Below are 18,198 nucleotides of genomic sequence, written 5' to 3' on the forward strand. Positions count from 1 at the left end.
GGTCACACCCGCACCGGCTCAGCCGCTCAGCCGCCGAGCCCTGCGTCACGGCAGCCGGAAGCCGAGAGCCCGGGCCGCCTCCTCCGGGGTGGGCTGCGCCCAGCGCTCCGCCACCGCCTGGTGGGAGGAGAGCGACCGCGGCTCGGCGCGGTCCAGGTACAGGACACCGTCGAGATGGTCCGTCTCGTGCTGCACGATCCGTGCCGGCCAGCCCGTGACCACCTCGTCCAGGGCCTGCCCCCGCTCGTCCTGCCCGGTCAGCCGCACCGCGGCGGGCCGGGCGACGACCGCCTGCCAGCCCGGCACGCTCAGGCAGCCCTCGAAGAACGCCACCCGCGCCTCACCGGCCGGCTCGTAGGCGGGATTGACCAGCACCCGGAACGGCTGCGGCACCCGCCCGCGCGCGAGCCGCACCTCCTCCGGCACCGGCGCCGGGTCCTCGATCACCGCGATCCGCAGCCCCACCCCCACCTGAGGCGCCGCGAGCCCCACCCCGGGCGCCGCGCGCATCGTGATCCGCAGCGCCTCGACGAACCGGTCCAGCAGCGCGGGTCCCAACTGGCCGTCGTACGGCTCGGTGCCGCGCCGCAGCACCGGATCCCCCGCCGCCACGATGGGCAACGGGCCGCCGTCGGCGAGGAGTTCCTCGACCCGCTCGGCCAGGGGCGCGCGATCGTTCGGAGTTCCCATCGCGTCAGGATGACATGGCAGCGCCGACGCCGTGTGGCGCACGACACACACGCCCTCCGGGAACCGGACGCCCCCGCGCCCCGACTACTGCACCGCAACGGCCCCGCAGACGTCCCCCGGAGAAGCCCCCCGATGACCACCGCTCCCTCGACCACCACGGACGAGGCCCCTCGACCGGCCTCCCCGGCCCCGACGAAGAACAGCTGGGCGCCCCTGCGCCCGCTGGTCCTCCGCCTGCACTTCTACGCGGGGGTGCTGGTGGCTCCGTTCCTCCTCGTCGCCGCCGTCAGCGGCCTGCTGTACGCCGCCTCCTTCCAGGCCGAGAAGATCGTGTACAGCCACGAACTCACCGTCCCCGTGGGCCGGGAGAAGCTGCCCGTCGGCGAGCAGGTCGCCGCCGCCCGCGAGGTCCATCCCCAGGGCACGGTCTCGGCCGTGCGCCCCTCGCCGGAGCCCGACGCGACGACCCGGGTGCTGCTGTCCGGCGTCCCGGGCGTCGACGAGGACCACACGCTCGCCGTCTTCGTGGACCCGTACACCGCCGAGGTGCGCGGCGCTCTCGAACAGTACGGCTCGACCGGTGCGCTGCCCCTGCGCACCTGGATCGACGAGCTCCACCGGGACCTGCACCTGGGGGAGAGCGGGCGGCTGTACAGCGAACTGGCGGCCAGCTGGCTGTGGGTGGTCACGGCCGGCGGGCTGGTGCTGTGGTTCTCCCGCCGCCGCGCCCGGCGCACGGTGCGGGGCACGACGGGGCGGCGCCGCACGCTCGGACTGCACGGCGGCGTCGGCGTGTGGGCGGCGACCGGGTTCTTCTTCCTCTCGGCCACCGGTCTCACCTGGTCCACCTACGCCGGCGCCACCATCGACGAGCTGCGCACCTCCCTCGGCCAGGCCACCCCCTCGGTGTCGGCGGCGGGCGGGGAGCACTCCGGCCACGGCGCCGCCCGGCAGGCCGGGGACGCCGCGCACGGTGTGGGACTGGACAAGGTCCTGGCGGCCGCACGGGCCGAGGGCCTCGGCGACCCGGTGGAGATCGTGCCGCCCGCCGACGAGGACTCCGCGTACGTCGTCCGGCAGGTGCAGCGCAGCTGGCCCACCAAGCAGGACGCCGTCGCGATCGACCCGGCGAGCGGCGAGGTCACCGACGTGCTGCGGTTCGCGGACCACCCGGTGCTCGCGAAGCTCACGCGCTGGGGCATCGACCTGCACACCGGCGTCCTGTTCGGCCTCGCCAACCAGATCCTGCTGATGCTGCTCGCGCTCAGCCTGATCCTGCTGATCGTGTGGGGCTACCGCATGTGGTGGCAGCGCGGCCGGGGCAGCGCCTTCGGCCGGCCGGTGCCGCGCGGCGCCTGGCAGCAGGTGCCACCGCAGATCCTGGTGCCGCTGCTGGCCGCGGGCGCCGTACTCGGGTACTTCCTGCCGCTGTTCGGCATTCCGCTGGCCGTGTTCTTCGCCGTCGACATCCTGCTGGGCGAGATAGCCCACCGGCGAGGGCGGCGGACGTACGGACCCGCGAACGCGGCGAAGTAGGGGACGCACGCAGCGCGGATGCCCGGCTCCGTGCGGAGCCGGGCATCCGTCGGTGTGCGGTGTGCGGCGGGCTCGCTCAGAGCTCGGCGAAGTCACCCGCGAGCGCGGCGGCGACCCGCAGGTGCGGTGCGGCCTCGTCGTGCCGGCTCTGCCGCTGGAGCGTCCGGCCGAGCATCAGCCGGGCGTAGTGCTCGACCGGGTCCTGCTCGACGATGGTCCGCAACTCGGCCTCGGCGCGGCGCAGTTGCGCCGAGTGGTAGTAGGAGCGGGCCAGCAGCAGCCGCGGCCCGGTCTGCTCGGGCGCCTCCTCGACCAGCCCGGCCAGGACGCGCGCGGCGGCGGCGTAGTCCTCGGCGTCGAAGAACAGCTGCGCGCGCTCCCAGCGCTCCGCCGGAGTCCCGTGGTCGTAGTAGGCCGGCTCGTGGGTCGTGTTCACTGGTGACCTCCTTCGGGGCCGTCAACCGCGTCTGTTGGTTCAATATTCCACTACCGGTCGGCGGTGCCGGACAGGGCCGCCGGCTCGGCGTCGGCACGCTCGGTGATCAGGCTCAGCACCCGGCCGGCGACGGCCAGGCCTCCCCCGGGATGCCGTCGTGGATGCGGCGGCCGTCCTCCGTTCCCGGGACCATGGCGGCACGGCCGGGAGACGCGCTGACGCGGCGACGCCCGCGGGGCTAGGTTGTGCGCCATGAGCAATCTCGAGCGGGAGCCGGCTCCCGCCCTGTGCGGGGGCCGCGGCTTCGTGGTGGCGGAACCGGTCCGTGAACTCCTCAGTCCCCGGCAGGTCAGGCTCGGCGAATCAAGCGAGGTCCGCCGGCTGCTGCCCAACCTGGGGCGCCGCATGGTCGGCGCCTGGTGCTTCGTCGACCACTACGGCCCCGACGACATCGCCGACGAGCCCGGCATGCAGGTGCCCCCGCACCCGCACATGGGCCTGCAGACGGTCAGCTGGCTGCACGAGGGGGAGGTGCTGCACCGCGACTCCACCGGCAGCCTCCAGACGATCCGGCCGCGCGAGCTGGGCCTGATGACCTCGGGCCGGGCGATCAGCCACTCCGAGGAGAGCCCTCGCTCGCACGCCCGCTTCCTGCACGGCGCGCAGCTGTGGGTGGCCCTGCCCGACGGCCACCGCCACACCGAGCCCCGCTTCGAGCACCACGCCGACCTGCCGCTCGTCACCGGGCCCGGCGTCACGGCCACGGTCCTCCTCGGTGCCCTCGACGACGCGACCTCGCCGGGCACGGCCTACACCCCGATCGTCGGCGCCGACCTGGCCCTGGCCCGGGGCGCGGACGTACGCCTGCCCCTGGAACCGGACTTCGAGTACGCGGTCCTCTCCATGTCCGGCGAGGCCCACGTCGACGGCGTCCCGGTGCTGCCCGGCTCGATGCTCTACCTCGGCTGCGGACGCACCGAGCTGCCACTGCGGGCCGAGTCGGACGCGGGCCTGATGCTCCTGGGCGGCGAGCCGTTCGAGGAGGAACTGGTCATGTTCTGGAACTGGATCGGCCGCTCGCAGGAGGAGATCGAGCAGGCGCGACGGGACTGGACGGAGGGGACGCGGTTCGGTGAGGTCAAGGGGTACGACGGAGACCCGCTGCCGGCCCCCGAGCTGCCGCCGACGCCTCTGAAGGCGCGGGGCAGGGTCCGCTGAGCCGCGGAGGGACTGAGCCGCCCGTTGCGGGCGGTCGACGTCCGCGAGGCAGCCACCGGCGGCGCCTTCGGGGGACTGAAACCTCCGGCGTGTCCTGGGCGGCGGGCCGGTCACGCCCGCCGGCCGGCGCGCCGGCGGGGGCCGGCGGGCGCCAGGTCGTGGGCGACGGGTCACGGACGACGGTCCGGGGCCGGACGTGGCCGCGTGCCGGGGGGCAGCCGCACGTCGGGGCAGCCCTGTGCCGGGCGGGCAGCCGGGACCGCTCGCTGGGCCGGCGGCGCAACGCGACCGTCCGCTCGCGAGGTCGGCGAGCGGCGGGCCCGAGGTGGCCGGGCCCTTGCGCGATGTGCGTCACGTGGTGCGCCCGCTGACACCGGAGACGGGGTGGCAGCGGGCGCGCGGCCGGATCCTCCGGCAGGTCACGAGGCGGCGGCCAGGATGTGGTCGCGGGACGCGGCGACCTCGGCGCGCAGGGTCGCCAGGTCGACGTCCAGCACCTGACCGTTCCACTTGCGGACCTCACCGGCCACGAACACCGTGTCGATGTTGCGCGGGTCGGAGCCGAGGACCACGGTGCCCACGGCGTCGTTCAGCGGCATGTTGTTGACGTCCTCCGCCCGGATGACCAGCAGGTCGGCCTGCTTGCCCACCGTGATCGAACCGGTCACGTCCGCCAGTCCGTTGGTGCGGGCCCCCTGCAGCGTGGCGAAGTCCAGCACGTCCCGGACGCCGATGCGCGACGGCTCCCGCTCGCTGCCGTGGACGGCGTTGACCGCCCGCATGCGCTGGATGGCGTGCAGCGCGCGCATCTGCGTGAACATGTCGCTGGCCAGCGCCACCTCCACGTCGATGCTCAGTCCGGGCCGCACTCCGACGGCGAGCGCCTCGTCGACGGCCGGGACGGCGGTCTCCAGGCCGATCTGGGCGTCCGAGGTGGGCGCCAGGGCGATCGTCGTGCCGCTGGCCCCGATCGCCCGCCAGGCCTCGCCGGTCAGTCCCGTGGCGTGGATGAGCGTCACATCGGGCCCGAGCAGGCCCTCCCGCTCCCAGGCGAGGACGGCCTCGGAGGACGAGGTGCCGAACACAGCGTCGACGCTCACGCCGACGCCCAGATCGCGGGCGGTGCGGGCGAGTTCGGCGCCGTAGGCCAGGCTCGGCCCGGCGATCTCGTCGGTGGCCAGGGTGGCCAGCCGGAACGTCAGCAGACCGCTGCCGTACTGCCCCTGGAGGCGGGCGAGGTCGGCCGGCCACTGCTTGTCCCAGTCGCCGAAGTGCGGTGCCATCGCGGCGTGCACGCCCCGGATGCCGGTGTCGATCAGGGCCTGCACGGCGGCGTCGGAGTGCTCGGCCGTACGGGAGTTGTGGGAGAAGTCGAGCATCGTGGTGATGCCGCTGTCCAGGGCGGTCAGCGCGGCCAGCCTGGTGCCGACGTACATGTCGGCGGGCCGGTAGACGGGTGCGATGCCCAGCAGCGTACTGGTGACGTATCCGGCCAGATCGTCGACGTCGGGCATGATGCGCCGCAGCTGCGCCTCCCAGGCGTGCCGGTGGGTGTCGACGAAGCCGGGGGTGACGATGCAGCCGCGGGCGTCGACGACCACCGCGTCGGCGACGGTGCCCTGCGCCCTCAGGTCCGGTCCGACGGCGGCGATCACGTCGCCCTCGATGAGCACGTCACCCTTGTTGAGCACGCCGATGGCCGGGTCCATGGTGACCACGGCGGCACCGGTCAGCAGGACGCGGCGAGCGGGAGAGCCCGCACGCTGACGCAGCTGGGCGAGCTGGGACTGACGCGTGGTGTCGCTGGAGTACATGAGCGCATCCGTTCCTTGGGGGCCCGGTCCGTGGTGCCGGGCCTGTCAATGCGCTCAGACTCCACCGCGGTCGCGGCGGCAACCAGGCCGCCGGTTTCCTGGGTGCGGCGCACCCACCACGGGCCGCCGCGCGGTGGCACGATCAGGAAGAGGAAGAGGCCTTCGCCGTGATCGAGGCGGTGGTGCCGCGCAGTTCGCCGGTCCACAGGTACTCCCGGATCTGCTCCACCCCGCGGGCCAGGTGCCGGCGGAAGGTGCTCAGGGGCAGCCCGAGCCGTTCGGCGGCGGCCTCGCGGGTCGGTGCCCCGCGCAGCAGGCCCGTCACCACGGCACGGTAGAACTTCTCCCGGCGCGGATCCCGCCCCAGCGTGTCGAGGGCCTCGGCGAGGACCTCCTGCAGCGCCTCCACCGGATCGTCGCCGCCGCGTTCGGCGACCATGCGGCTGCGCGTGAGCGGGTTGCGGGCGAGGAGGTCCTTGCGCTGCCAGGCGGCGAGGGCGTCCGAGACCGCGGCGTCGAACTGTTCCCGCGACAGCACCGTCAGAGGCGGGGAGCCCGCCCGCGGTCCCGCCGCCGGCCGGGCGTCGGGTCCCGCCAGTTCCACGAGATGTCCCACCTCCATCCAGCGGTCCAGTGTGACGGCCCGCCAGTCGTGGGCGTACAGCGTGAAATCCGTGCCGTCCGCCACGACGGGCTCCGGCAGCGGGCGCTGGTCGAGGTACCGCATCAGGGGGTCGAGGAAGGAGCCGGTCGCTAGGCCGATGTAGGTCCACGCGGTCGATTCCTGCAGGATGAACGACCCCAGGACGCGGTGGATCATCAGGTCGAGCAGCGGGGACGCCTCGCTGTGGAGGGAGGGGGGCCCGTACATCCGGACCAGCACCGCGTGTTCGTGCGGCCGCAGCGGCCGGGTGGTCTGCGCGTGTCGCCAGGCCGCCTGCGCCAGGGAGTCCGGAACGGGGTCCGCGTGCATCGCGTCGTCGAGGCGCAGCCGTGCGAGGGCGCCGGCCGGCCGCTGCCGTCCGACGTCCCAGTAGAGCCGGAACGCCCAGGGCTGGGTCCGCAACCAGACGGCGGCGGTGCGCGCGGCGCCCTCCCCGTCGGCGTCGGCGATGAAGCGCAGCACATCGTCCCGGAGCTCCGGCCGGTACGGCACCTCGACGAGATCGCCGTCGGTCTCCCAGGTCACGAACCGGGAGACGAAGCCGTTGCTGCGGTGCAGATAGGTCAGCGCCAGCGTGGCCGGCACGATGCCGCCCGGCGGACTGTGCCGGATCTGTGCCAGGACGTGCTCCCGGACCCGGTCGTGCAGGGCGCGGTACTCGCTGGGGTTGCGCCAGCGCAGATCGGCGTCCAGCAGGTCGCGCAGCAGTGGATCGGGGGACAGGCCGTGCTGCTCGGAGGTGATCCCCGGGAGCCGGCGCAGCCAGTCGAAGATCCCGGCGACGGGTGCCCCCTCCGGCAGCGCGGCGGCGAGCAGGTCCTCGGTCGTCCATCTGCTGTGGGCGCACACCTCCAGAGCGGCCCGGTGCGGGGGAGTGGGCACCGGACCGAGCAGCCGGTCCAGGAGGTGCAGCACCAGCCCCTGGGGCGCCTCGCCGTGGTCGAACGCGCCGGCGTGTGCCGCCGCAGCGCCCCAGGTGAGGGCCAGGGGATGCCCCTGGGAGAACCGGACGACCCGCTGGCGGAGACCGGCCGTGACGCCCAGTGCGGCGAGGACCTCTTCGCTCTCCCGGACGGTGAGCGGGTGGAGCTGCCGGGTCCGCAGCACACCGTGCCACTCGGGGGCACCGGACCACAGGGGATCGGGCGCGAGCCGGCCGGCCAGCACCGCGACCCCGTCGGTCGGCAGGTGCAGGGCCAGTTGCTCCAGCAGATGGGGCATGGCCTGCGGGTGTGCCTCGATGTCGTCGAGGAGGAGGACGACGCCCGGCTCCCCTCGCGCCGCCCGCTCACGCAGCCGGGCCTGCCAGGTCGCCCCGGCCGCGTCGGCCGTCACGACGGGACGGCCGGCCTCGGCCGCCAGCGCCGCACAGCGCCGAAGCAGCGACGTCTTGCCGATGCCCGCGAGCCCGTGCACGTGGAGCACCCGGCCCGCAGGTCCGCCGGAATCCGCCGCCCGCAGCATCTCGCGGAAGGCGTGGAGCAGTCCGGTGCGGCCGGCGAAGCCGGTGGCCCGTCCCGGGAGGAGCAGGTCGGCCAGGGTGCCCGCCTGCGGCTCGGGCGCGGGTTCCGGCTGTGGCGGGTCGAAGGCGACGGAGGATGACACAGCGGAGGTCCTGGTCTGAGGGGCGGCGGCGACTACGGCAGGGTACGCAGACGGTGCACGGCCACTGTGACCGGTGTCCGGTGGCGGGGGATCGGTGAACTCTGCCTAAGTCCGCGCCGCTTGTGGCGTCGGCAGGGCCTCACGCACGGTCGCCGCCAGCCGGGGATCCGCCGTCGGACAGGCGCGTGGCCACCCGGGCCGCGTCGGCCTCGTAGCCCAGCCGCCGCAGGTCCGCCACCGCCCGCTGCCAGTGGAGCCGTGCCTTCTCCGGCTGGTTCATGGCCGACAGCGCGTCACCGACGGCGCTCAGGGCCAGCCCGGCGAGCAGCTCATGACGCACTTTGCGGCTGATCTCCAGACCCCGCTGTGCGTGATCCAGGGCCAGGTCGACGCGACCGGTGCGCAGATAGGCCTCCGACAGGCGCACGTGGGCGCCGGCCCGGACGAAGTCCTGCTCGCCTTCCTGCAGCAGGTCCAGGGCCAGGTGCTGGGCGTCCACGGCCTCCTGGAGTCTGCCCTGCGCCAGCAGGACCTGGCCGTGGCGGTAGTGGCCGAAGGCCTCGCCGTAGCGGTCGCCGTTGCGGCGGTGCAGGGCGAGTTGACGCCGCGAGGCGCTGATCGTCCGTGCGTCGACCTCTCCCGTCCGCAGCTTCGTCTGCACCATGTTGCTCAGGGCGAGTGCCTCCAGAGAAGGGTTCCCCTGGCGGCGCGCCAGTTCCGCGGCGTCCAGGTGGAGGCCCACCGCGGCCCGGGGGTCGACCCAACCCACCAGCATGGCGTGCACGTTGAGGGTCATGGCGCGGACGTCCTCGTCGCCCGCCCGGGCGGTCGCCTCCAGCGCGCGCCGCACCTGGTTGCGCGCGTCGTCCATGCGGCCGACCTGGGCGAGCGCACCGGCCAGGACGTAGCGGGCCCGGCCCTCCGCGCGCACATCGCTCCGGTCCGTGGCCGCCTCGGCCACGGCGGTGGCGACGGGGATCACCTCGTGCCAGCGGTGGGAGTTCATCAACACGGCGTCCAGCATCAGCAGCAGGGTGGCCGCCCGGTCGGTGTGCGTGCGGGCGGTCTGCACCAGCAGTCGCAGGATGTCGCCGAGTTGGGAGGACGCCCAGGCCAGCACGGCGCGCTCGTCGGTGAAGCGCGGCCCGCTCCGCGGAGTCGGCAGGGCCGTCCGCGGCACCGTGTGCCCCGGCCGGAAGAACAGATACGACCCGGCCGCGGAGAACAGGTGCAGGTCGAGCAGACGGCCCAGCGCCGCGTACCGCTCGGCCGGCGGGTCCGTCCCGGCGGACAGGCGCTGCGCGAAGAGCAGGACCAGGTCGTGGTAGCGGTAGAGGTTCCAGGCGGGGGACTCCAGCAGGCCCGCGTCGGCGAGCCGCTCCAGTCCCTCGCGTACGGCCTCTTCGGGAGCGCCCAGCACGGCGGCCGCCGTGGCCGTGTCGAAACCGCTCCGGGCGGGGACGGACAGCATGCGGAACGTGCGCTTGTCCTGGTCGCCGAGTTGGCCGTAGCCGAGCGCGAAGGAGGATTCCACCGCCACGGAGTCCACGCGAAGTTCGGACAGCCGGTGCCGTTCGTCGGAGAGCCGCTCGGCGAGCTGCGCCATGCTCCAGGCGGGGCGCGCGGCCAGCCGTGAGCCGATGATGCGGACGGCCAGCGGCAGCCCCCCGCACGCGGCCAGCACCTGCCGCGCCGTGTGCGGCTCGGCGGTGAGCCGGGCACCGCCCACCAGACGCGAGAACAGGTGCAGCGCCTCGTCCTCCGCCAGCGGGCCGAGGCTGACGCGCAGGCTGAGCGGGAGGGTGGCCAGGCCGTTGCGGCTGGTGATGACGACGGCGCTGGCAGGTGAGCCCGGCAGCAGCGGGAGAACCTGCGCCATGTCGGCGGCGTTGTCCAGGAACACCAGCACGCTGCGCTGCGCCAGGACGGTGCGGAACAGGGCCGCGCGCTCGTCGGGGTCCTCGGGGATGAACGCGTCCGGCTCACCCAGGGCCCGCAGGAACGAGGACAGCACGGCCCCCGGCTGCGCCGGAGTTCCGTCGGCGCCGCGCAGGTCGGCGTACAACTGCCCGTCCGGGTAGGCGGCCAGCGCCGGCTGCACGCTGTGCAGGACCAGCGAGGTCTTGCCGACGCCGCCCATACCGGTGATCAGGACGACCGGCATGACGCCGTCGGGGCGCCCCGTCAGCGTGTCCCGGATGCGCTCGATCTCCGCGGCGCGTCCGGTGAAGTCCGCGATGGCGTGGGGGAGCTGGCGCGGCACCGGCGGCCGGTGCGGCAGGCTGACGCCGCCGCCGGGGGCGGCGCCACCGGCCTTGAGGATCTCCGCGTGCAGGGACCGCAGGCCCGGACCGGGCCGGACGCCGAGTTCCTCGTCCAGGAGGCGATGGGCCTCGCGGTAGGCCGACAGGGCTTCCGCCTGACGTCCCATGCGGTACAGCGCCTGCATGAGCGACTGGTGCAGTCCCTCGCGCAGCGGATGCTCCGCCACCAGGGCGCCGGCATCGCGGGCCGCCTCGGCGAAGTCGCCCGCCCGCAGCAGCGCTTCGAGGCGCGCCTCCAGGGTGTCGAGGTGCCGGGCGTGCATCACGGAGCGCTCCCGGGCCGCCGCCGGCCCGGGCACTCCGGCCAGCGGATCCTCCCGCCACAGTCCCCGGCACTCGTCGTACAGCTGCCGGGCCGCCACCGGGTCGCCCCCGGCCAGGGCCGCCGCGGCCTCGCCACCGCGCTGCTGGTAGACACGCCAGTCCACGCACGCGTCGTCCACGTCGAGCAGGTAGCCGCCCGTGACCGAGCGCAGCAGTCGCCACGGCACGGACCGGGAGCGGTCGGGCTCCAGGGCCCGGCGCAGACGCCAGATGTAGGTGCGCAGCACGGTGGCCGGCGAACCCGGGGGCCGCTCCCACACGGCGTTGACGAGTTCGGTCGTGCTGAGCGCGCGGCCCCGCGCGAGGAGCAGGGCCACCGCCGCCGCCTGCTGCTGCGGAGCTCCGAGATCGATCTCCCGTCCCTCCCGGTGCGCACGGACCCGTCCGAGCAGCGAGAACCGGAGGTCCGGTGTCCGCGCTTCCGCCATGCTGAGCCTCGCTGTGCCGGAGGCCGCCGCCGGAGACCGTGCCGCCGCGGCTCGCCTCGTCCCTCGTCCCTACATTGTTGTCGCGTCAACGATATCGGATGGGGTGCGGAGCCGCCGGGACGGGGTGGGCCGGTCACCCGCCGCCGTCAGTCCCCGCCCCCGGACCTCAGGCCGGTGACGCCCCGCAGCTGGCGTCGCGAGGAGATGTCGAGCTTGCGGAAGATGCTGCGCAGGTGGGCGTCCACGGTGCGCGGTGACAGGAACAGGGCTGCCGCCACCTCCTTGGACGTCTCTCCGAGGGCGACCCGGTGCGCGATGCGCTGCTCCTGGGCCGTCAGCACCGCTCGCGGAGCCTGGCCGTCCCGGGCCGGGCGGTCGCCCGCGGCCGCGAGTTCGCCGACGCACCGGTCCGCGAACGCACGCGCGCCGGCCCGGCGGAAGATGTCGTACGCGGTGCGCAGGGGGACACGGGCGTGCGCGGTGCGTCCGGCCCGCCGCAGCCACTCGCCCCACAGCAGGCAGGTCCGCCCCGCCTGCAGGACCGCGCCCGAGGCCGCCAGCTTCTCGGCGGACTCGCGGAACAGCGCGTCCGCCTCGGGGCCCTCGGCCAGCAGCGCCTTGGCCCGCAGATGCAACCCCCGCGCCCAGTCGGTGCCGGTGAGCCGAGCGCACTCCTCCAGCCGCTCGGCGGCCGCCGCGCCCTCCTCGACGTGACGGGTGCGGACGGCCGACTCCAGCACTTCGGGCAGCAGCCAGTTGCGGAACGCCGGCTCGTCGAGGGCGAACGCGGTGGCACAGGTCGCCAGTGCCGCGTCGTAGCGGCCCAGCGCGTTGTACAGGACCGCCTGCGCGCATTCGGCGGTCGTCAGCAGCCGCCCCTCGGCCCGCTGCTCGGCGTCCTGCGTGACGGCCGCCACCAGAGCCGTGGTGCGGGCCTCGTCGCCGCTCCAGGCCGCCAGCACCAGCTCGGCGTGCCGCATCGGGGTGGCACCGGTGGCCCTGCTGACCTCCTCGGCCTCCGCGACGAGCGACGCCGCCTCCTCCAGCCGCCCGCCGTGGATCCGGGCGATTGCCTGCTGGGCGAGCCCCGAGGGCAGGGCGGCCAGGACGCCGTGCCGGCGCGCCGCCGCCGTCCTGCGGTCGGCCAGTTCCTGCCAAGCCGCGCTGTCCCACACGTCGACGGCCGCCTGGCACGCGAGCCAGCTGCCGCTCGTGTCGAGATCGGTCTCCGGGGAGGCCGTGAGGTAGGCGCCGACGGCACGCCGCAGCGGGGTGAGGGCCGCCGCGTATCCCTTGATCGTCTGGGTGGCGACCGCCTCCAGCAGCAGTTCGTGCGGGCGCAGGACGCTGCCGGGCGCCGCGTAGGCCGCCCGTGCCGTGCGCGCGAAGTCCTCCGGGGGGCGGAAGCGGCCCGCGTACACCGCGGCGGCCAGCACTTCCAGTAAGGGGCCGCGGGCCTGCTCCGGGTGGAGCGAACCGGCGTGCGCGGCGACCTCGTGCAGCGCGGCGACCGAGGCGGCGTCGCGGTGCAGGCCGTACTGGGTGCGGGCCCGCAGCACGGCGGCCCGGGCCTGCTCGGGTTCCGGCAGCGCCCCGGTGTGCACCCGGGCCAGCAGCTCCAGCGCCTGACTGAGGTTCCCGCACCGGTGCCGGGCACCGGCGCAGGCCAGCAGACGCAGCGCCCGGATGCGCCTGTTCGCGGTCAGGGCCGCCGACAGCTCCCACAGGGCGGCGGCCGTCACCGAGTCGTGGCGGGAGGCTGCCAGATCCGCCGCCCGGTGCAGCTGGGCCGCCACGGCGTCGTCGAAGGTGGACGCGGACTGCCCGAGATGCCAGGCGCTCTGCTCCGGTGCCCGCACGACGTCGCACGCACTCGCCAGCGCGCGGTGCGCGTCGCGGCGATCCGCCGCCGACGCCGTGGCGTAGACGGCGGTCCGGGCCAGGGGATGGCGGAACCGTACGCGGGAGCCGAACTGCACCAGGCCCGTGGCCTGCGCCTGCGCGACGGCCGCAGAGCCGAGGCCCAGGCCCCGCACCGCCTGCAGCACGGTCACCACGTCGCCCAGCGGCTCGGCCGCGGCCACCAGGAGCACGCGCCGGGCGGCCGCGGGCAGGGCCGCCGGTACGGCGTGCTCGAGGAGTTCTCGCCGCGGCGCGCCCCCGGCGTCGACAGGGGGCCGCGCGCAGGCCATCTCCGTCGGTGAGAGCGCGTCCGGCACCGACAGCAGCGCCCGGGGGTTGCCGTGCGACTCGTCCACCAGCCGCTCGCAGACGCGTGCGTCGAGCGGCGCGCGCAGACGGGTGGCCAGCAGGGCGTGCGCGCCCTGCTCCGACAGCGGCTCCACGGTCAGCCGGGGAAAGGAGGCGAGGTCCTCGCCGAGGGCGGGCCCGGGCCGGGCCAGCACGACGGCGATCCGCTCACCGGCGCAGCGCCGGGCCGCGATCGCCACGCTCGCGAGCGAGGCCTCGTCCAGCCGGTGCGCGTCGTCGAAGAGACAGATCAGCGCACGCCGTGCGGAGGCCGCGGACCACAGGCTCTGCACGGCGAGACCCACGTCGAGGAGGGCGGGAGCATGGCCGGTGTGCAGCCCCAGGAGGGTCTCCAGCGTGCGGCGCCGGCCCGCGGGCAGCCGGGGAAGGTCCTCCCGGAAGTGCGCGCACAGGCGCTGCACCGCAGCGAACGGCAGGTCCCGCTCGCCGGACACGCCGTCGACCCGGACCACCCGAGCGCCGGACGACTCCCGGGCCGCCAGGTGATCGAGCAGGGCGCTCTTGCCGATGCCCCGCTCCCCGCACAGCACGAGCGTGGCGCTCCGGCCGGCCCGGGCGTCGGCGACGACCTGCGCGAGCGCCGCGATCTCCCGTTCCCTGCCGTGCAACCCGCCCGTGCCGCCCGCGGCGGTTCCCCGGCTGTCGACCGGAACGGTGATGAGCATGTGCCCCCCTGTGGTGCGTGCCGTCTCGGGAGGCGCCCCCGGCAGCGCGCGCTCCCCCCGGCCACCGATCTTGACCCGCGCCCGTCTACGACTCGTCGACGCCGCGTCTGCGGTGCGTCTACGCCCCGCCGCGAACGCCCTGCGAGCTGCCCGGTCGCGGTCGGCGTCCTCGCGTGGCACGGGCCGCTTCGCACCGGTCGGCGTGCCGTTCTGGGAGACCGGCCTGGCACCTGGTCCGTACGTTTTGCCGCTACGGTCGCCAGGGTCCGAGCAGCTCGCTGGTGACCTCGTGCAGCCGGGCCCGGAACACGGGGTCCTGCACTTCGGGGTTCGGCTCGGTCACCAGACCCTCGTCGAGGTAGGCGCCGGAGAACGGCAGCGGCGCCGTCGCGGCGTCCACGACGTGGCGTGCCCCGTGGCCGGGGGCGTGCCCGCGCACCGAGAACATCGCGTGCAGCAGGCCGGTGCTGATCACCCCGGGACTGATGCTGACGATCGAGGGGCCGGTGGCGCCCCACTGCTCCGCCTGCCACCGCGCGTGCCCGACCATCGCCAGCTTGGAGCGCGCGTAGGCCCGGACCGGGCTGTAGCCGTGGCGCAGGCCGATGTCGTCCAGGTCCAGCGTGACCGACTGGTGGGTGGCGGAGGCGACATGGACGACACGGCCGCCCGCGGAGGTGAGGAGCGGCTCGAGATGCTCGACGAGCAGGACGGCGGCCAGGTAGTTGGTCTGCAACGTCGCCTCGTACCCGTGGCGGCTGACCTCCCGGTGCTCGGCACCGGGCCGGCCGGCGTTGTTCACCAGCACGTCGACACGGTCGGTGAGGCCCCGGACGCCTTCGGCCAGTCGCACGACGTCGTCCAGGTCGTCGAAGTCGGCCCGCAGATAGTGCACCTCCGCCCGGCCTTCGGCGGACAGTTCGCGCAGCAGGGGGCCGACCTCCCGCGCGGACTGCGGCCCGTGCACGATCAGGCGACCGGTGCCGGCGGCGAACCGGCGTGCGCTCGCCTCACCGATACCGCTGGTGGCTCCGGTCAGGACGACGGTCTTCTCGGTCATGGCGCATGCTCCCGGAACGGCGAAGGGACGTGGGGCGAAGGGGGGGGAGGGGGACGGCTCGGTGGAGGACGGTGACGGCCTACTTCCCCCACTCCGGACCGCCGTCGGTGCAGGTCTGTCCGCCGTCCACGGGCAGGGCGACGCCGGTGATGACGGCGGCCTCGTCGCTGGCGAGGAAGGCGATGGCCGCGGCCACCTCGTCCGCCTGGGCCGCGCGGCGCAGCGGGATACGGTCCCAGGCCCGCTCCAAAAGCGCGTCGTCCGCCATGATCTCGTCGACCATCTCGGTGACGGTCAGACCCGGGCAGACGGTGTTGGCGCGCACGCCGTCCTTGCCGACGTCGCAGGCGACCGAGCGGGTGAGGTTGGCGACCGCGGCCTTGACGGCGTTGTAACCGGCGTGGGACCAGCCTCCGCCGAGGGAGGACACGGAACCGACGTTGACGATCGAGCCCTTGGTGACGCGCAGGTGCGGCAGGACCGCGCGTGTGGTGTAGAAGACGCTGCTCAGGTCGGCGCCTACGCAGGTCTGCCAGTCCTCGTCGGAGGTCTCCTCCACGCTGCCGACGAGGTTCATGCCGGCTGCGTTCACCAGCGTGTCGACCCGGCCGAAGCGCCGCACGGCGGCCTCGATCAGGGCGTCGCACTGGGCACGCTCGGAGACGTCGGCGGGGAAGACGAGGACGCGATCTCGTGGCATGTCGGCGGCGGCCTGTTCCAGGCGCTCCTTGCGCCGCCCCGAGATGACCACCGAAGCACCCTCGTCGAGCAGACGGCGCGCCGTGGCCAGGCCGATGCCGGTTCCGCCGCCGGTGATGACGGCGACCTTGCCCTCGAAGCGAGACATGATCGTTTTCCTTTCCCGTGGGCGTGTGTGTGGGGGAAGTCAGTGGCGACGACGTGGGTGCCGCTATCGGCCGGCGGGGAAGTCGGCGCTGCGGGTGACGGCCTCCCACGCCTCGAACTCGGCCTTCTGGGCGTCCAGTTCAGCCATGGCGGCGGTGTAGGCGTCCGCGCCGAGCAGCAGATGGCGCGGCATGTCGAGGGAGGTGACCGCCTTCACCAGAGCGCGGGCCGCCCGGTCCGGGTCGCCGGCCTGGCGGCCGACGGAGGCGTGGTACGCACGCCGTGCGGCACCGGCGCTCCGGTCGTAGTCGGCGATCGGGTTCTCGGTCTCCTGCGACGATCCGGCCCAGTCGGTGCGGAAGGCCGAGGGCTCCACCGTCAGGACGCCGATGCCCAGCGGTTCGACCTCGTGGCGCAGGCTCGCCGACAGGCCCTCGACCGCGAACTTGGCCGCGCAGTAGTAGCCGACGGCGGTGTGGCCGACCAGCCCTCCGATGGAGGTGAGGTTGACGATCGTGCCGGAGCGCCGGGCCCGCATCCCGGGCAGAACGGCGTGGATCATGCGGGTCACGCCGCGGAAGTTGACGTCGAAGAGCCGGTCCACGACCTCGTCCGGGGTCTCCTCCACGGCGGCGAAGTAGCCGATGCCGGCGTTGTTGACGACGACGTCGATGCGGCCGAAGTGCGCCTCCGCCGCATCGACGGCGTCCTGGACGCTGGACCGGCTGGTGACGTCGAGGGGCAGCACCAGGGCGTTGTCGTACGGGGCGAACTCCTTGACGGAGTCGGTCCTGCGTGCCGTGACCGCCACCCGGTACCCCTCGTCCAGCAGGTGCGTGGCGATGCTGCGGCCGAAACCGGTGGAACAGCCCGTGACCATCCATACCGGCGCGTCGTGTGTGCTCACCATGGTCGTGTCCTTCGGGAATCGTCGATGTCTCCTCGCGCCCCTGCCTTCTCGGGGGCACAAGAAGATGCTGGCCGTGACGGCCGCCGGTACCCAGGCCGGGCTTTACCTGGGAGTGACGTTCCTGGGAAGCGCCGACTCCGGTCACGGACCTCGCCGCGGACGGCCGAGGTGTCTGCCGGTCACTGGTCGCCCAGCGCGGTGGCCCGCTGGTCCACCGCGGCGTCCTGGCGCCGCACCCCGGCGAAGCGGGTGGGGCGGAACGCCCGCAGGAGGTCCTGCTCCCGGCCGGTCGTGAGCTCGGCCGCCGCCAGCCGTCCGAGGAGCGGCGCCAGCGTGATCCCGCTGTGCGAGACGAGACAGTAGACGCCCGACCCCGCGGCGGCGGGGCCGGCGATGGTGCGGCCGTCCAGCGGCAGGGAGCGGAATCCGACGCGCAGGTCGATCACCGGCCTCTCGCCCACGCCGGGCAGCAGCGCGCGGAACCGGTGGGCAAGGGCGGCCGCGGCGTCCCCGTCCGGGGACGGCGGGGCCGCCGGGTCGACGTCCGCGTTCAGGTCGAGGGCCTGGACGACGGTGTGCCCGCCGGCCGAGGGGCGGAGGTTGAGGCCGGGTCCGTGGATCACACAGCGCAGGCCGAGCGCCGGTGACCTGACGTATCCGAGCAGGCCGACCGTCTGCGCGCCACGACCGGTGTCCGTCACCATCGGGACGTCGATCCCGGCCCGTGCGGCCAGCTCCTGCGGCCAGCGGCCCGCCGCCAGGACGACCCGGTCGCCCCGGACGGTCTCGCCCCCGGCCAGCTCGACGGAGACGCCGTCCGGCCGGTCGTCGAGGGCGACGGCCTCGCCGAGCGCGTACACGGCGCCGTGCCGCCGGGCGTCCGACAGCAGCGCCTCCAGGAAGAGGTCGGGCAGCACGTATCCCTCGCCGGGGAAGTGCGCGACGGCCGTGACGGTGCCGGGGATCCGCACGTCGCCGGCGATCCGGACCGCTTCACGCGGTGTGACCCAGTGCGCCGGGTAGCCGAGGGACCGCAGCCGCTCCACATTGCTCACCAGGCGCTCCTCGCTCGCGCCGTCCGCCCAGTGCAGGGCGCCGCTCGGGAAGTACGACGGCGGACCCGCCAGCCGCTCGGCGAGCCTGGCGTGCTCCTCCATCCCGGCGACGTTCAGCCGGTGGTAGTCCCTCTCGTGCTTCCGGTTGGCGTTGGTCCAGGCGAACGTCGTCGCGCTCGTCCCCGTGCCGGCACCCCGCCGGTCCAGCAGCAGGACCTCCGCGCCGGCGACCGCCAGATGCCTCGCGGCGCTCACTCCGAGCACACCGGCGCCGACGACGATGACCTTCATGATGTGTGTCCTTCCGTCGATCTTGCCGTTCCGTGCGAACACCGCTGCCGCAGCGGTCAAG

The 18,198-nt window shown here is 74.5% G+C and carries 12 protein-coding genes; 2 read left to right on the forward strand and 10 right to left on the reverse strand.

Going from position 1 to position 18,198, the window contains the following annotated elements:
- Nucleotides 1-45 precede the first annotated feature (45 nt).
- On the reverse strand, nucleotides 46-690 hold the full coding sequence (locus tag ACPXCS_RS02540; protein ID WP_425946259.1) for a peptide deformylase: 645 nt from the start codon (nucleotides 688-690) through the stop codon (nucleotides 46-48).
- 132 nt (nucleotides 691-822) lie between these two features.
- Between ACPXCS_RS02540 and ACPXCS_RS02545 the strand changes: the two genes are divergently transcribed.
- Nucleotides 823-2,226 (forward strand): PepSY-associated TM helix domain-containing protein, encoded by a 1,404-nt coding sequence (locus ACPXCS_RS02545; RefSeq protein WP_425946260.1) that lies wholly within the window; start codon nucleotides 823-825, stop codon nucleotides 2,224-2,226.
- Between the two features lie 76 nt (nucleotides 2,227-2,302).
- On the opposite strand, the gene ACPXCS_RS02550 is transcribed toward ACPXCS_RS02545, so the two are convergent.
- On the reverse strand, nucleotides 2,303-2,662 hold the full coding sequence (locus ACPXCS_RS02550; protein WP_425946261.1) for a tetratricopeptide repeat protein: 360 nt from the start codon (nucleotides 2,660-2,662) through the stop codon (nucleotides 2,303-2,305).
- Between the two features lie 252 nt (nucleotides 2,663-2,914).
- Between ACPXCS_RS02550 and ACPXCS_RS02555 the strand changes: the two genes are divergently transcribed.
- Nucleotides 2,915-3,880, forward strand: a complete 966-nt coding sequence (locus tag ACPXCS_RS02555; RefSeq protein WP_425946262.1) for a pirin family protein — start codon at nucleotides 2,915-2,917, stop codon at nucleotides 3,878-3,880.
- Nucleotides 3,881-4,299: 419 nt separating this feature from the next.
- On the opposite strand, the gene ACPXCS_RS02560 is transcribed toward ACPXCS_RS02555, so the two are convergent.
- The 8 genes from ACPXCS_RS02560 to ACPXCS_RS02595 all read right to left on the reverse strand — a co-directional run bounded on the left by ACPXCS_RS02560 (nucleotide 4,300) and on the right by ACPXCS_RS02595 (nucleotide 18,197).
- Nucleotides 4,300-5,694 (reverse strand): amidohydrolase family protein, encoded by a 1,395-nt coding sequence (locus ACPXCS_RS02560; RefSeq protein WP_425946263.1) that lies wholly within the window; start codon nucleotides 5,692-5,694, stop codon nucleotides 4,300-4,302.
- Nucleotides 5,695-5,836: 142 nt separating this feature from the next.
- On the reverse strand, nucleotides 5,837-7,963 hold the full coding sequence (locus ACPXCS_RS02565; RefSeq protein ID WP_425946264.1) for a hypothetical protein: 2,127 nt from the start codon (nucleotides 7,961-7,963) through the stop codon (nucleotides 5,837-5,839).
- Nucleotides 7,964-8,102: 139 nt separating this feature from the next.
- Entirely contained in the window at nucleotides 8,103-11,039 is a 2,937-nt protein-coding gene (locus ACPXCS_RS02570) for an AfsR/SARP family transcriptional regulator (RefSeq protein WP_425946265.1), read from the reverse strand.
- Between the two features lie 146 nt (nucleotides 11,040-11,185).
- Nucleotides 11,186-13,975, reverse strand: a complete 2,790-nt coding sequence (locus ACPXCS_RS02575; protein WP_425946266.1) for an AAA family ATPase — start codon at nucleotides 13,973-13,975, stop codon at nucleotides 11,186-11,188.
- 250 nt (nucleotides 13,976-14,225) lie between these two features.
- Nucleotides 14,226-15,035 (reverse strand): SDR family NAD(P)-dependent oxidoreductase, encoded by an 810-nt coding sequence (locus ACPXCS_RS02580; protein WP_425946267.1) that lies wholly within the window; start codon nucleotides 15,033-15,035, stop codon nucleotides 14,226-14,228.
- Nucleotides 15,036-15,114: 79 nt separating this feature from the next.
- Entirely contained in the window at nucleotides 15,115-15,882 is a 768-nt protein-coding gene (locus ACPXCS_RS02585; RefSeq protein WP_425946268.1) for an SDR family NAD(P)-dependent oxidoreductase, read from the reverse strand.
- Nucleotides 15,883-15,945: 63 nt separating this feature from the next.
- Nucleotides 15,946-16,791 (reverse strand): oxidoreductase, encoded by an 846-nt coding sequence (locus ACPXCS_RS02590; RefSeq protein ID WP_425946269.1) that lies wholly within the window; start codon nucleotides 16,789-16,791, stop codon nucleotides 15,946-15,948.
- Between the two features lie 179 nt (nucleotides 16,792-16,970).
- Complete coding sequence (locus ACPXCS_RS02595) at nucleotides 16,971-18,197, reverse strand: NAD(P)/FAD-dependent oxidoreductase (RefSeq protein WP_425946270.1); 1,227 nt, start codon at nucleotides 18,195-18,197, stop codon at nucleotides 16,971-16,973.
- Nucleotide 18,198 lies beyond the last annotated feature (1 nt).

This window comes from Streptomyces sp. DT190, assembly GCF_049846985.1.
In the GTDB taxonomy this organism is placed as follows: domain Bacteria; phylum Actinomycetota; class Actinomycetes; order Streptomycetales; family Streptomycetaceae; genus Streptomyces.